General features: G+C 70.7%; 9 protein-coding genes. 4 read left to right on the plus strand and 5 right to left on the minus strand.

Annotation, left to right across the window (positions count from 1 at the left end):
- Positions 1-2 precede the first annotated feature (2 nt).
- The 3 genes from ACTOQ3_RS03765 to ACTOQ3_RS03775 all read right to left on the minus strand — a co-directional run bounded on the left by ACTOQ3_RS03765 (position 3) and on the right by ACTOQ3_RS03775 (position 4,169).
- Positions 3-2,549 carry a protein kinase domain-containing protein gene (locus tag ACTOQ3_RS03765; protein ID WP_440082004.1) on the minus strand — a complete coding sequence of 849 codons (2,547 nt, stop codon included), beginning with the start codon at positions 2,547-2,549 and terminating at the stop codon, positions 3-5.
- 589 nt (positions 2,550-3,138) lie between these two features.
- Positions 3,139-3,747, minus strand: coding sequence for a hypothetical protein (locus ACTOQ3_RS03770; protein WP_440082005.1), 609 nt, complete (start codon positions 3,745-3,747; stop codon positions 3,139-3,141).
- A 98-nt stretch (positions 3,748-3,845) separates the two neighbouring features.
- Positions 3,846-4,169 (minus strand): PadR family transcriptional regulator, encoded by a 324-nt coding sequence (locus tag ACTOQ3_RS03775; protein ID WP_440082006.1) that lies wholly within the window; start codon positions 4,167-4,169, stop codon positions 3,846-3,848.
- 169 nt (positions 4,170-4,338) lie between these two features.
- On the opposite strand from ACTOQ3_RS03775, the gene dnaE reads away from it, so the two are divergent.
- Positions 4,339-7,860 (plus strand): DNA polymerase III subunit alpha, encoded by a 3,522-nt coding sequence (gene dnaE / locus ACTOQ3_RS03780; RefSeq protein WP_440065035.1) that lies wholly within the window; start codon positions 4,339-4,341, stop codon positions 7,858-7,860.
- A gap of 134 nt (positions 7,861-7,994) precedes the next feature.
- Here the strand turns inward: dnaE and ACTOQ3_RS03785 are convergent, their stop codons facing one another.
- On the minus strand, positions 7,995-8,750 hold the full coding sequence (locus tag ACTOQ3_RS03785; RefSeq protein ID WP_440082007.1) for an SDR family oxidoreductase: 756 nt from the start codon (positions 8,748-8,750) through the stop codon (positions 7,995-7,997).
- A 680-nt stretch (positions 8,751-9,430) separates the two neighbouring features.
- Here ACTOQ3_RS03785 and ACTOQ3_RS03790 point away from each other — a divergent pair.
- From ACTOQ3_RS03790 to ACTOQ3_RS03800, 3 genes are all read left to right on the plus strand, one after another.
- Positions 9,431-10,141, plus strand: a complete 711-nt coding sequence (locus tag ACTOQ3_RS03790) for a sensor histidine kinase (protein WP_440082008.1) — start codon at positions 9,431-9,433, stop codon at positions 10,139-10,141.
- A 28-nt stretch (positions 10,142-10,169) separates the two neighbouring features.
- Complete coding sequence (locus ACTOQ3_RS03795; protein ID WP_440082009.1) at positions 10,170-11,378, plus strand: ATP-binding protein; 1,209 nt, start codon at positions 10,170-10,172, stop codon at positions 11,376-11,378.
- A 320-nt stretch (positions 11,379-11,698) separates the two neighbouring features.
- Positions 11,699-12,949, plus strand: coding sequence for a serine hydrolase domain-containing protein (locus ACTOQ3_RS03800; RefSeq protein ID WP_440082010.1), 1,251 nt, complete (start codon positions 11,699-11,701; stop codon positions 12,947-12,949).
- 94 nt (positions 12,950-13,043) lie between these two features.
- Here the strand turns inward: ACTOQ3_RS03800 and ACTOQ3_RS03805 are convergent, their stop codons facing one another.
- Positions 13,044-15,350: a transglycosylase domain-containing protein gene (locus ACTOQ3_RS03805; RefSeq protein ID WP_440082011.1), complete on the minus strand. Its 2,307-nt coding sequence runs from the start codon at positions 15,348-15,350 to the stop codon at positions 13,044-13,046.
- Between the last annotated feature and the right edge of the window lie 32 nt (positions 15,351-15,382).

Genomic DNA, 15,382 nt, shown 5'->3' on the forward strand with positions numbered 1-15,382 from the left:
GCTCACTTCTTCGAGGAGAAGGTCGCGGTGAACCCCTCGAAGAGGTGCATGTTCTTCTTCGCGTTCTTGGCCAGGGTATGCCAGTAAATCGCATACCCCCGGCCGCCCTTGGTGACGAATCCCCGGTTGATCACGCGGGCCTTGCCCGAGCTGGTGTTCCAGGTGAACTCCCAGTCGGCGGCCTTCTCCATGTACTTGACGTTCGCGATCCGGACCCGCTGGTAGCCGGGGAACTTGCCCCGGACGGCCCCCTCCTGGTTCTCCCAGTCCTTCTTCGGGTCGGGGCCCGCCTTGTCGACGTACTCGACGAAGACGAAGCTCGTCCGGTCGGGACCGCGGAACCACACCTGCTGGCCGGGCCGTTTCTCCACGGCCCACCCCTTGGGCAGGCCGATCGAGAAGCCGTTGCTGTCCTTGTGCATCTTCCAGCCGGAGGGGAGGGGGGACTTCTCCTCCGTCTTGGTGGGGCTCGGGCTGGACGAGGGGGACTCCGAGGGAGACTCCGACGGGGACGCCGAGGAGGACGGCGGCGACGTCTCCGGATCCGGCGAGCCCTCCGGGGTCGTCTCGGCGGTGCCGCTCGGGGCGTTCGACGCGCTGGACGCGCCCGGGTCACCCGGCCTGGCCTGCGGGGTCTCGTCGCCGTCGCCGCTGCGCAGGCCGAGCCAGCCGGCGATCCCGCCGACGACGAGCAGCGCGGGCAGCAGCACCAGCAGTCCCCGCCTCACCGGGGAGCCGCCCGACTCTCGCGAGGCGAGCGTGTCGTGGTTCCCGGCGTAGGCGGGCGAGGGCTCCTCCCACGGAGCGGGCTCGGCCCTGGAGGCGGAGACGGGCGCCGCGGCGGGCTCCGGCCTCGGCGCGGGCTCGCGCCCCACGGGCGGGAAGGGGTTGGGGCGCGCGGCGGGCCTCTGGCGCGCGGCTTCCGGCTCCCCGGCCGGCGGGGCGTCCTCGCGGCTCGCCCGGGGTGCGGGCTTCTTCCCGGCCGGGGCGCCGGGAGCCGCGCCGGAGGGCGCGGAGGACGCCGTGCCCGGCTTCGCCTCGCGGGCCGGTACGACGCCGGCGACGGGTTCGGGCTTCGGGTCGGCGGCGGGTCTCGGCTTGGGGGCGAACCTGGGCAGGACGGGGGACGCCGGGGACGCCGGGGACGCCGGGGACGCCGGGGACGCGGCCGCAGCCCCGGGCTTGGGACCGGGTTCGGGCTCCGGGGTGGGCCCGGGCTTCGGAGTGGTGGCGGGTCTCGGCTTGGGGGCGAACCTGGACAGGATCGGCGGTGCGGCCTCGGCGGGGGCCGCCGGGGACACGGGCGCGCCCTTGCCGGCGGGGCGGCCGGCCTTCGAGCCCGCCCCCGCCTTGGAACCCGGTGAACCCGCTCCGGCATCCGGGACGGGGGAGCCGGCTTCGGCCGCGGCTTCGGAAGCCCGGCCGCCCTTCGCGCCGGGTGCGTCCTTCGCCGGTGCCGGCTCGGCCTTCTCCCCGGAAGCGGCCGCCGCGGGGGCGGACTCCTGCCGTGCGTCCGCGGCGGGCGCCTTCGCGGCGGCCTTCCGCTGCTCCTCGCGGCGCGCGGGCGGGGGAGAGGCGTCCTTCTTCGCACCCGGGCGCGCGGCGTCCAGCTTCGCGCCCGTCTCGGGGACGGCGCCGGGCTGGAAGCCGATCCCGGGGTCGGTCTCGTCCGCCGGGTTCACGGCCGGCATGACGGCGGTCCTGGCGGGCCGGTCCCGGTTGCCCTCGCCCTCGGCCACCCTGCGCAGCAGCCGCTCGGCCTCCTTGTAGGGCATGCGCAGCGCCGGGTCCTTGCGGAGCAGCCCTTCGAGGACCGGGGCCAGCGGCCCGGCGTGGAGCGGGGGTTCGGGCTCGTCGTTCAGGATGGCGTGCATGGTCGGCAGCGCCCCGCCCCGGTCGTGCGGCGGCTTGCCCTCGACGGCGGCGTACAGGGTCGCGCCGAGCGACCACAGGTCGGACTCGCGCTGCGCGCTGCCGCCCTTGATGCGTTCCGGCGGGATGAACGCGGGGGTGCCCGCGATGCCGGTCATGGTCAGCGCGGTCTCGGCCTCGAGGGTCGCGATGCCGAAGTCGGTCAGCACCACCCGGCCGTCGTCGGCCAGCAGGACGTTCTCCGGCTTGACGTCGCGGTGCAGCACTCCCTGGGCGTGGGCGGCGCGCAGCGCCTCCAGCAGCTTGAGGCCGATCTCCGCGACCCGCTGCGGCGGCAGCGGCCCGTCCTGGCGCAGCACCTTGCCGAGGGAGCGCGACTCCACCAGCTGCATGACGATCCAGGGACGCCCGTCCTCCTCGACGACGTCGTGGACGACCACCACGTTCGGGTGCGTCAGGCGCCCGGCGGCACGCGCCTCGCGCTTGGTGCGCCGGTTGAAGTCCTCCTGGTTGTCCTCGCCGAGCATGTCGGCGTAACGGACCTCCTTGATCGCGACCTCACGGTCGAGGAGCTCGTCATGGGCCCGCCACACGATGCCCATGCCACCCCGGCCGATGGCTTCGAGCAGCTGGTAGCGGGAGGCGACACGGCGCCCCTCGGGCTGTGCTTCGGCCATCAACCGGCTTACCTCCTTCTGAACCCCCGAATACTCTCATAGCCCGGTAAAGTGATCGACTCACACGCCGTAGAAAAGTCCACATCCTGAGATTTGATGTCCAGTACGTGGCGGATGTCGGGAAGATGGCCTGGGGTCGGGTGCCTGACCTGTCACTTCGCGGTAACCAGGCCGGCGCCGGGGAGCCGGTCGTGACAGTGTCGAACCGGCGACCGGCCGGAGCCGGCGCGAGGCGGAGACGCGAGGTCCCTGCCCTTCTCTCATTTCCGAAGTCCCTTTCCGCGCGATCGCCGGCTCGTGAGACGCGCCGGGCGAACACGGGGAGCCTCGTGTCGTCCCCATGTCGTCCACCGCACAGTGCACGGTACACATGAAACACGCGGCGGTACGGCGTGGCGCGCTCACGGTTGGCGCGGGACCGGCAGTGGTGGTCGGCGCGGCCCGAATGCGCGACACCGGGGATACCGGCCCGAGCCGGGACATGCCGAATGGCCGCTCGCGGCCGTGAAGCGGCGGGCGGCCGGGGGCCGGACGGTTCGGATCGGTCAGACCGGATGGTTCGGGGCCGGAAGGCTCGGGAGCGGTCGGCTCAGGAGCGGACAGGGCCGGACGAGCCGTCGGGGCCAGGTGAGCCATCGGGGAGCAGGCCGTGCTTGGCGAGCATCCGATGGCGGAGGATCTCCCGCCGGAACCTGGCCGCCAGGTAGCTGACCAGTAGGAAGAAGCCCATGTAGAAATACCACAGGCCGTTGTGGAGCCGGGGGCCCAGGAACGTTTCGGACAGGCCGGTGAGCTCGAGCAGCAGCAGGGGGGCGCCGACCACGAGGATCGTCCACAGGAACTCGCGCTCGACGAGGAGGCGGCCGGCGAGATCGTCGCGGACCCAGCCGAGGTGTCGGGCGGGCAGTCGCACGCGGAACAGGCGGTAGAGCGCCAGTCGCCACTCCGGGGGACGCTCGCGCAGGCGTTGGAGCAGACCGCCGCGCACGACGTCGAGGATGTCGCGGAGGGAGGGCGCGTTCCGGCCGGGCTCCGCGAGCTCCAGCAGGGTGGCGACGATCTCCTCCCCCCGGGTCTTCCGGTAGCGCGGAGGGTAGGCGCGTATCAGCCGTCGGCAGCGGCGTTCGTAGGCGTTCGTCTCGCCCTCGTTCGGGAGGTCGCTGTTCGAGAGGTCGCCGTTCATCTCGTCCCCGTTCATCTCGTCCTCGTTTGGAAGGTCTTCCTGTGGAAGGTCCTCGTTCGGAAGGTCCCGGGCCGGTGAGCCGCCGGAAGCGCCCGGGTCACGGAGCCCCCGGATCACAAGGTGCCCGGCCGGAGGTCGAGCCGGCGCCGGGCGGTGGCGGCGAGGCGGGTCAGCCGGGAGGTCTCCTCGGCCAGGACCGTGCGGCCCTGGCCCTTGAGGCCGTAGTAGCGCCGGTGGCGGCCGTCGACGACCTCCTCGTTGACCACGGCGACCAGGCCCTCTCCCGCCAGGCGGTCCAGGGCGCCGTAGAGGGTGCCCGCGCCGAGCCGCACGCGGTCCTCGGACAGCTCGCGCACCGTCTTGATCACGCCGTACCCGTGCAGCGGGCCCTCGGACAGGGCCAGCAGGATCAGGTAGCTCTGCTCGCGTAGTACCATATACGATATATATCGTTATCCGTACTATGAATCAAGGGTAGGCCTCGCGCCGGGAGCGTCCCGGGCCCCGCCGGGGGAGAAGCGACCCGGAGCGCATGAGTCACTTTCGAAACTCAGATTTGGATACGCTTTCCCCGCCGACGGTGCGACTAGGGGAGGACGGGGCCGCATGTCAGACTCGTTTGTGCATCTGCACGTTCACACGGAATACTCCATGCTGGATGGAGCCGCCCGTTTGAAGCAGATGTTCAAACAGGTCGGTGACCTGGGCATGCCGGCCATCGCGATCACCGACCACGGCAACATGCACGGCGCCTACGACTTCTACAAGCAGGCGACCGGTGCCGGGATCAAGCCGATCATCGGCATCGAGGCCTACGTCGCCCCCGCCTCCCGGCACCAGAAGAAGCCGGTGCTGTGGGGCGAGCCGCACCAGAAGCGCGACGACGTCTCGGCGGGTGGCTACTACACCCACATGACCATCTGGGCGAAGAACGCCACGGGCCTGGGCAACCTGATGAAGCTCTCCTCGCGCGCCTACACCGAGGGCTTCGTCCGCAAGTGGGCCCGGATGGACGCCGAGATCCTCGCCGAGCACTCCGAGGGCCTGATGGCCACCACCGGCTGCCCGTCGGGCGAGGTGCAGACCCGCCTGCGCCTGGGCCAGTACGACGAGGCGGTCGCCGCGGCGGCCAGGTTCCAGGACCTGTTCGGCAAGGACAACTACTACCTGGAGATCATGGATCACGGGCTCGACATCGAGCGCCGGGTCCGCGACGGCCTGACCCGCATCTCGCGTGAGCTGGACATCCCGCCGCTGGTCACCAACGACTCCCACTACACCTACGAGTCGGACGCGACCTCCCACGACGCGCTCCTGTGCATCCAGACCGGCAAGCAGCTGTCCGACCCCGACCGCTTCCGCTTCGACGGCAGCGGTTACTACATCAAGAACGCCGACGAGATGCGCGCCGTCGACTCCTCCGACCTGTGGGCCGAGGGCTGCCGCAACACGCTGCTGGTCGCCGAGAAGGTCGACCCGACCGGCATGTTCGGCTTCAAGAACCTGATGCCCACCTTCCCGATCCCCGAGGGGGAGACCGAGGAGAGCTGGTTCCGCAAGGAGATCTGGCGGGGCATGGAGCGGCGCTTCCCCGAGGGCGTCGACGAGGAGCACCGCGCCCAGATCGAGTTCGAGATGAACGTCATCCTGCAGATGGGGTTCCCCTCCTACTTCCTCGTGGTCGCCGACTTCATCATGTGGGCCAAGAACAACGGCATCCGGGTCGGACCTGGCCGTGGTTCGGCGGCGGGCTCGCTGGCCGCGTACGCGCTGGGCATCACCGACCTCGACCCGCTGCCGCACGGCCTGATCTTCGAGCGGTTCCTCAACCCCGACCGCGTCTCCATGCCCGACGTCGACATCGACTTCGACGAGCGCCGGCGCGGCGACGTGATCCGCTACGTGACCGAGAAGTACGGCGCCGACAAGGTCGCCATGATCGCCACCTTCGGCACCATCAAGGCGAAGGCGGCCATCAAGGACGCGGCCCGCGTCCTCGGGCACCCGTACGCGCTGGGCGACAAGGTCTCCAAGGCGTTCCCGCCCGCGGTGATGGGCAAGGACATCCCGCTGTCGGGCATCTTCGACAAGGACCACCCGCGCTACAACGAGGCGGGCGAGCTGCGCAGGCTGTACGAGGAGGACGTCGACGTCAAGTCGGCCATCGACCTCGGCAGGGGCCTGGAGGGCCTGATCCGGCAGACCGGCGTGCACGCCGCCGGCGTGATCATGTCCTCGGAGGTGCTGACCGACTACATCCCGATCATGCGCCGCGACTCCGACGGTGTGATCATCACGCAGTTCGACTATCCGACCTGCGAGACGCTCGGCCTGCTGAAGATGGACTTCCTGGGCCTGCGCAACCTCACGATCATCGACGACTGCCTGAAGGCCATCGAGGTCAACACCGGCACCAAGATCGATCTGCTCGACCTGCCCCTGGACGACGTCAAGACCTACGAGCTGCTGGCCAGGGGTGACACGCTCGGCGTGTTCCAGGTCGACGGCGGCGGCATGCGCTCGCTGCTGCGGCTGATGCGTCCCGACAACTTCGAGGACATCTCGGCGGCGCTCGCGCTGTACCGGCCGGGTCCGATGGGCGCCAACTCCCACACCAACTACGCGATGCGCAAGAACGGCCAGCAGGAGATCACCCCGATCCACCCCGAGCTGGAGGAACCGCTCAAGGAGATCCTCGACACGACCTACGGCCTGATCGTCTACCAGGAGCAGGTCATGGCCATCGCGCAGAAGGTCGCCGGGTTCTCGCTCGGCAAGGCCGACCTGCTGCGCCGCGCGATGGGCAAGAAGAAGAAGTCGGAGCTGGACAAGCAGTACGAGTTCTTCGAGCAGGGCATGAAGGACAACGGCTACTCGGCCGCCGCGATCAAGGCCCTGTGGGACATCCTGCTGCCCTTCTCCGACTACGCCTTCAACAAGGCGCACACCGCCGCCTACGGCCTGGTCTGCTACTGGACCGGCTATCTCAAGGCCAACTACCCGGCCGAGTACATGGCCGCCCTGCTGACCTCGGTCAAGGACGACAAGGACAAGTCGGCCCTCTACCTCAACGAGTGCCGCCGCATGGGCATCAAGGTGCTCCCGCCGGACGTCAACGACTCCGACTTCGACTTCACCCCGCGCGGCACCGACGTCCGGTTCGGCCTGTCGGCGATCCGCAACGTCGGTGGCAACGTGGTCGACGGGATCATCGCCGCGCGCAAGGAGAAGACCCGCTTCGCCGACTTCAAGGACTTCCTGCGCAAGGTTCCCATGGTGGTCTGCAACAAGCGGGTCATCGAGTCGCTGGTCAAGGCCGGTGCGTTCGACTCCTTCGGGCACGTGCGCAAGGGCCTGGTGATGATCCACGAGCAGGCCGTCGACAGCATCATCGGGATCAAGAAGAACGAGGCCCAGGGACAGGACTCCCTGTTCGGCGCCGTCGAGGGCGCCGAGGACGAGACCTTCGACGTGCAGATCCCGCTGGGCGAGTGGGACAAGAACACCCTGCTGCAGTTCGAGCGGGAGATGCTCGGCCTGTACGTCTCCGACCACCCGCTCTTCGGCGTGGAGCACATCCTCGCCTCCGGCGCCGACTGCTCGATCGCCTCGCTGCAGGACGAGCACCGTACCGACGGCCAGGTCGTCACCGTCGGCGGCATCCTGAGCGGCCTGCAGCGCAAGGTCACCAAGAAGGGCGACACCTGGGTCCTGACCCAGCTGGAGGACCTGGAGGGCGCGATCGAGGTGATGATCTTCCCGTCCGCGTACCAGCTCTGCGCGACGGTGCTCGCCGAGGACGCGATCGTGTTCGTCAAGGGGCGCCTGGACAAGCGCGAGGACGTCGGGAAGATCATCGCGATGGAGGTGACGGCCCCCGACCTGACCCGCGAGGCCGGTGGCCCGCTGGCCGTCAGCCTCGCCCTGGCCCGCTGCACCCCGCCGGTGGTCGGCCGCCTCAAGGAGGTGCTGACCGCGCACCCCGGCACCACCGAGGTGCACCTTCAGGTCCACAACGGTCCGAAGACCACGATCGTGCGCCTCGACGACCGCCTGCGGGTGTCGCCGTCCCCGGCCCTGATGGGCGACCTGAAGCAGCTCCTCGGCCCCGCCTGCCTCGGGGCCTGAGAGCCGGCGGGCCCGCGTCCTCGCGCGGGGGGCGGGCAGGCGCCGGACGGCGCGGTTCCGCCCCCCGCGGCATGGTGAGCGCCGCCTGTCAGGCGGTTGATCTCAACCTGGGCATGGAGCCGCCTTTCGTCGGCCTACTTTCCGGTGGCGCTCCGGTCGAGCCAGTCGCGGTAGCGGATCCGCCCCAGGGAGGCGCCGTCATCGGGCACCAGCGTGCGCTCGCTCGGCACGCTGCCGAAGTAGTGCGCCTGCGGGTCGGTGACCACCTCGCGCGGGTCGCCCCAGGCGGTCAAGGCCTCCCGGAAGAAGTCGTCCATCCGGAACCGCTCGGGCCCGCCGACCTCCATCCTGCCGTTCAGCGGCGATCCCACCGCGACCCGGCCGACCGCCTGGGCGACGTCATCGCCCGCCATGGGCTGGAAGAGCACGGGCGCCATCCGCACCCGGTCGCCGTCCGTGGCCTCGTCGGCGATGCGCCGGACGAACTCGAAGAACTGGGTCGCGTGCACGAGCGAGAACGGGATCGACGACTCCGCGATCAGCTTCTCCTGAGCGATCTTCGCTCGGAAGTAGGCGTTGCCGGGCGGCCGTTCCGTACCCACCACCGACAGCGCGACGTGGTGGCCGACGCCGGCCTCCGCCTCCGCGGCGAGCAGGTTGCGGGTGGAGGTGGTGAAGAAATCCATCACGGCGGTTTCCTCGAAGGAGGGGGAGTTCGACACGTCGATCACCACCTGCGCGCCCTTCAGCACCTCGGCCAGCCCTTCACCGGTGAGGGTGTTGACTCCGGTGTTCGGCGCCGCCGCCACCGCCTCGTGACCGTGCTCCCTCAGCTTCGTCACGAGCTTCGACCCGATGAGACCGGTCCCGCCGACTACCACGATCTTCATGGTGAACCTTTCCGTCCGCCGGGGCGCTCGCTCGCCCTCGGTCTCCAGCTAGGACAGGACGGCCCTGCGGCCTGTGACAGATCCTGCGGAAAGTTTTCAGTGCCCACGCCGCCCACGCCGCCCACGCCGCCCACGCCGGGGTGTGGCCGGGCCGGCCCCTGCCGAAGGCGTTGCTCACCGGTGGCGGGCGGCGGGCGCAGTGTGCCGCGGCTCCCGCCGCCCGAGGGCACGGTGTGGACGACGAGCGTCAGGGACCGGCCGGGACCGATCACCGTCTGACGGCGCCACCCGCCACCACGATTGTTCGCGTACCTGTCACAGGACGATGACCTGCCCTGTCATGACTTATGACGGGCGGCGGCGCGTGTCCGGCGACAGAGGTTCGTCACGAACATCTGTGGTCCGCGGGACCGGCGTGATCGGGTCCATGCCGTGACGAAGCCCGCCGTGCAGGGCCCCGGGCGGTGGCCGCCCCACCGGACATCGCCGCCAACGGTGTGCCGCATCTGCCCCGCGACGGCTATCGGCTGGTATCTCCCACAAAATCGCATATCCCCCGCAAAATCGCTTGAAAGGAAGTCTGTGTCTTGACAGCACACTCAGGACCCCGTTTCGACCGTGGGGCTCCCCGCCAGGCTGGTGAAGGCCAGATTGCGCAGACGATCCGGATCCCCTCGGACATGGTGCGCGAGCTACAGCGCGAACTACAGAAAAAACAGCGTTTCGCGTCCGACGCCTCGCACGAGCTGCGCACGACGGTCGCGGGGCTGCGCACGGAGTTGGAGGAGGCCCGCCTGCATCCCGACGAGACCGACCTGTGCGACCTGCTCGCCAACGCGCTGAGGAACGTCGAGCGGCTGAACGCGATCATCACCGATATGCGCATCCTCGCCGAGATGGAGGCCGGCCCGCCCAACGAGCCGCAACGGCTCGATCTCGCCGAACTCGTCCATGACGAGATCGGCCGCAGGGCCGACTGCATCGCGGTCCGGCACCGGCTGGAAACCGGGGTGACCGTTGTGGCCATCCCGATCCGGATCAGCCGAGTGCTCACCAACCTGCTGGACAACGCCCAGCGGCACGCCCAGCAAATGATCGAGGTCCGGGTGAGCCGCGACGGCGACAGCGCCGAGCTGACGGTCACCGACGACGGCGAAGGAGTCGCGGAATCCGAACGAGAACGCATCTTCCAGCGCTTCACCCGTCTGCAGGCCGCGCGCCGGCTCGACCACACCGGCACCGGACTGGGTCTGGCCATCGCCCGCGACATCGCCCAGGCCCACATCGGCAGCCTGCACGTCCGGGAGGCCGAGAACGGCGGCGCGTGCTTCGTGCTGCGACTACCCCTGGCGGGTTCGGTTGCCCCGGTGGGCACACCGCTGGATCCATGAGCTCACCGAGCGTCGGAAGAGGACTCTGATGGCACACGACATCAACGTCGCCGCCCTGTTCACGGCCGTTTCCGGCCCCTGCCTGGTCATGACACTGGATATGATCATCTTGGCCGTCAACCAGGCCTATCTTGACCTCTGCGGACGCCGGCGGGAGGACGTGCTGGGCCGGCATGTGTCCGACCCGTTCCCCCAGGACCGCACCGATCCCGGTCACCGGTGCGCGCTGCGGCACCTCGAAGCGTCGCTGGGCCAGGTTCGTGCGGCCGCCGAGGCGGTGACACCGCAGAAGCACGCCGCGGTGCCCTCCGGCGGCGCGCCCCGGAACCGGTACGGGAACATGATCGACTCTTCCGTCCTCGGCCCGGGCGGAGCGGTGATGCTGTTCGTCCACCGCACGCAGGAGGCGACCGGGCTCGGCCAACAACCCCCGCGTGCAGGTTCCCCCGTGCTCGGCCCGTGCTCGGGTGAGGAGGCGGTGGAGGCGTTGGAGGCGGCGGAGGCGCGGCTCTGCGCACGCTCCACGAAACTGCGGACGCTGAACGAGCAGGTCAGGGAGGCCCGAACGCACGCCGAGCAGGTACTGGACCGGCAACGTCAATTCGCCGCCGACGCCTCGCACGAGCTGCGTACGCCGCTCGCCGCGCTGCGCGTGCAAGTCGAGGCGGCGCAGCTGCACCCGGACGACATCTGCCTGCCCGACCTGCTGGACCACGTGACGAACGACCTTGACCGGTTGGAGAGCATCGTCGACGACCTGCTCCTGCTGTCCACGATCGAGTCCGACCTCGACAGAACGCGGGAAGAAGTGGACCTGACCGCCCTGGTCGAGACGGCGGCGGCCCGGTGGACCGACGGTCATGACGTACGGCTCAACGTCGAGCCGGCGGTGACCGTGGAAGCCGCGCCCTGGCAGCTCTCCCGTTTGCTCGCCAACCTGCTGGACAACGCCCGGCGTCACGCCACCCGCAGGCTGAAGGTCGACCTGCGCCGCGCAGGCGGCCACGCGGAGCTGGCGGTGGCCGACGACGGAAAGGGAATCGCCCCGGCCGACCGCGAACGCGTGTTCCAGCGATTCGTCCGCCTGGACACCGCCCGCAGCCGCGGCTGCGGAGGCACCGGCCTGGGCCTGGCCATCGCCCGCGACATCGCCCAGGCCCACCGGGGCAGCCTGCACGTCGAGGACGTGACCGAGGGCGGCGCCTGCTTCGTGCTCCGCATCCCGCTCGTCCGCTAGAGCGTGCCGGACAGTTCGAGGTGGCGGAGCCGGAGCATCAGGGCGCCGGCGAGCCTGCCGAAGCGGGTGGCGATCGCTCGCCGCTGCTCAGTCCTGGCGCGGGAGCAGGGCGGCCCGGCTCGCCCGTCATGACATTTTGCATCGGAGCGCGCTCCCGGCCTTCGTCCTGGCGGACCAGAGACAGGTCGTCCGCGGTGAGGAGGGAGAAGCGGGCCGGAATTGCGATGATCGTCTTGTCGTATATTCCGGATCTGAGGAGCTGACAGCCGATGACTCTCGCGCGGTCTCCCCACCGCGGACGGACGATCGCCGGCCTCGGGTTGAGCGCGATACTCGTGACCTGGGCCGCCGCGCCTCCCGCGTCCGCCGGACCCGTCCCCGGGCCCGCGGTGCCGGCCGGTCAGGAGGCCGGGCTCGACCGCGAGGCGCTCCGGCGGAGCCTCGACGCGATCCACGAGGCCGGCATGTACGGCACCTACTCCGCCGTCCGGGACGGCGGCGCGCGATGGCTGGGGGCGGCGGGCGTCGCCGACGTGCGGACCCGGCGGCCCGTCCACCCCCGGATGGTCCACCGGGTGGGCAGCGTCACCAAGACCTTCACGGCCGTGGCGATCCTCCAGCAGGTCGGGCGGGGCCGCGTCGAGCTGGACGCGCCCGTCGCCCGCTATCTCCCCGGCCTGCTGCCGGACGAGCTCGGCCAGAAGATCACGGTCCGGATGCTGCTCAACCACACCAGCGGCATCGGCGACTACGTCGCGGGGGCCTTCCCCTCCCTCGTTCAGGGATCCCCGCAGAGTCTCGACGACCACCGGTTCCGCAGGATCAGCCCGCTGGAGCTGGTGAGGTTCGGGCTGGAGGCGCCGCGCACGGGCGAGCCGGGGCAGCTGTGGTCGTACTCCAACACCAACTACGTGATCGCCGGTCTGCTCCTGGAGAAGGTGACCGGCACCGGGGCGGAGGCGTACATCACCCGCCACGTGATTCGCGCGGCCGGGCTGCGCGACACGTCCTTCCCGCGTACACCGATCATCCCCGGGCCGCACTCCAAGGCGTACGAGGCGCTGTACGGCTACATCGACCCGCCGCGCGACTACAGCGTCTACGACATGTCGTGGGCGGGCACGGCGGGCGCCGTCGTCGCGACCATGGAGGACCTCAACCGCTTCTACCGGGAACTGCTGGGCGGCGGGCTGCTCGCCCCCGCGCAGCTTGCCCAGATGCGGACGACGGTGCCGGTCACCGACGCCCAGGGCAACGTCGTGATGAACTACGGTCTCGGCATCTACGCCCAGGACCTGCCCTGCGGCCGGTTCTGGGGCCACGACGGGGGAGTGTTCGGCATGGGCACGATCTCCATGTCCGGCGAGGACGGCCGGCGCCAGCTCTCCCTGGGGTTCAACCTCATGAAGTACCAGCAGCTCGACGCGAACGGTTACCCGCAGCCGCACGCGATCGACTACGCGATGGGCGACCACTTCGTCCGGGCGCTGTGCGGCCCGTCCGCGGCGGCGGCGAAGAGCGCCCGGCCTCCGGTGCTCCTCCCGACCCGGCAGGTGCTGGTCAAGCGCTGACGCGCCAGCCGGTCCATCAGGTGCTCACCGCCACCCGGGCGCCGGTTCGCCGGCCGCCCCCCGTCCCGGCGATGGGACGGGGGGCGGCCGGCGGTCAGCGCGGGCGGCCGCGGTACCGGCGGTGCGCGCCGTTGTCGCGGTATCGGCGCTCCCCCCGATACCGGCGCTCCTCCCGGTACGTGCGCTCCTCGCGGAAGCGGCGTCCGCGCTCCCCCCGGGCGCCGCGGTCCTCGCGCTCCCCCCGGGCGCCGCGACGCCTGCCGTCCTCGCCGTCCTCCTCGCGTTCCCTGGCCAGGGCCTCCTCCATGCCGGGGGTGAACCCGCCGCCGAACCGGCCCATGTCGGGGTGGTGGAAGCGGGTCTCGCGCGTACCGTCGAGAGCCGCCGACATCGACGAGACCCAGATCGGTCCCGGCAGGGAGGCCCCCTGGACCGCGCCGAAGTACTCGTCGCCGATCTCGACGTCGGTCAGCGGGTAGCGGTAGGAGCCCCGGATGTCGCCCACGCTGACCGCCGCGGCCAGGTCCGGGGTGTAGCCGGCGAACCAGGCCGACGTGTAGCCGTTGTTGGTGCCCGTCTTGCCCGCGGCCGGGCGACCGATGCTCTGGCCGGTCATGGTGCCCTTGGTGAACACCCCGGCCAGGAGGTGGTTGACCGCGTCGGCCACGTCGCGCTCGATCGCCCGCGCGCAGCTGGGCGGGATCTTGAAGCGCCTGCCGTCCCGCTCGACGATCTCGACGATGGCCATCGGGCGGCAGTAGCGGCCCCGCGCCCCGAACGCGGCGAACGCGGCCGCCACGGTCACCGGGTCCATCTCGTTCACGCCGAGGGTGAAGGTCGGCACCTCCCGCAGGGGGGTGCCGTCGGCGCGGGCGATGCCCATCGCCCTGGCGGTCGTGACGACCGGGCACAGGCCCACCCGCTGCTCCAGCATCATGTAGAAGATGTTCACCGACTTCCAGGTGCCGGTGGACAGGCTCTGCGGGCCGCCCTTGCCCTCGCCGCTCGCGTTGAAGATCTCCGCGCGAGGGTCGTTGACCTTGCGGCCCCGGCAGTCGGTGAAACCGCTGTCGGGTACGAAACTGCCGGGCGTCATGAAGCCCTGGTCGAACCGCCAGCCCTGGGCCAGCGCGGTCGCCAGGGTGAACACCTTGAACGTCGAGCCCGCCTGGAAGCCCTGGCCGCCGCCGTGCGCCATGTCGGCGACCAGGTTGTAGGTTGTGTCGGGGCCGGTGTTGCCGTTGCCGTTGTTGCTGCCGTACCTCTTGCTCGCCGCCATGGCCCGGATCCGCCCGGTGCCCGGCTGGATCATGGCCTCGGCCGCGACCTCGGTGTCCTTCCTGCCGACCCGCGCGGCGATGGCGCGTTCCGCCGCCCGCTGCGCCTTCGGCGCCAGGGTGGTGCGCAGCACGATGCCGCCCCTGGCCAGGCGGCGTTCCCGCTCCGCGCGGGTGTGGCCGAAGGCCCTGTTGGTCAGCAGCTCCCGGTGCACGTAGAGGCAGAAGTAGGGGTAGACGCTTCCCTGGCAGCCGCCGGGTTCGGGCTTGAGGCGGATGGCCAGCGGGCGCCTCTTGGCGGCCTCGGCCCGCGCCGGGGTGACGTACGACAGCTGGGCCATCCGGTCCAGGACGATGTCCCTGCGCTCGCGCAGCCGCTCCCTGCGCTTGACGTCCAGCGACGGGTCGGTGGCGTACGGCGTGCGGACCGCGCCGGCCAGCGTCGCCGCCTGGGGCAGGGTCAGCCGGGCGGCCGGGACCGAGAAGAACCGCTGGGCGGCGGCCTCCACCCCGAAGGCGCCCGCGCCGAAGTAGGCGATGTTGAGATAGCGCTCCAGGATCTCGGCCTTGCTGTACTTGCGCTCCATCGCCAGCGCGTACCGCAGCTCGTTGATCTTGCGCTGGATGCTGGGCGCGCGGGCCTGGGCCCGCTCGGTGTCGCTCTCGGAGTTCTCGACCAGGATGTTCTTCACGAGCTGCTGGGTGAGCGAGGACCCGCCCTGCCGCACCTCGCCCGCCTTGGTGTTGGTGACCAGGGCGCGCAGGGTGCCCTTGATGTCCAGGCCCGCGTGCTCGTAGAAACGCGAGTCCTCGATCGCCACGATCGCGTCACGCATGACGGGGGCGACCTGGGAGAGCGTCACCACCGTCCGGTTCTCCGTGTAGAACTGGGCGAACCGCTTGCCGTTCCTGTCCAGCAGCACGGTGCGCTGGGGGAGCGGGTTCTCCCGGGGGCTCGGGGGCAGGTCGGTGAGGGTCCTCGCGACGTTGTTGACGGTGAGCCCGGCCGTGCCGACCAGTGGCAGCGCGGCCAGGGCGGCCAGCAGCCCGCCGAACACCCCGCAGGCCACCAGCCCGCGCAGGCACGCGCCGGGACCACGTCTCACCTCTGGGCGCGATGTCACGCATAGTAACGTGCGACCAGGTGATCACCCAC

This window comes from Streptosporangium sp. LJ11 (genome assembly GCF_051918945.1).
In the GTDB taxonomy this organism is placed as follows: Bacteria; Actinomycetota; Actinomycetes; order Streptosporangiales; family Streptosporangiaceae; genus Streptosporangium.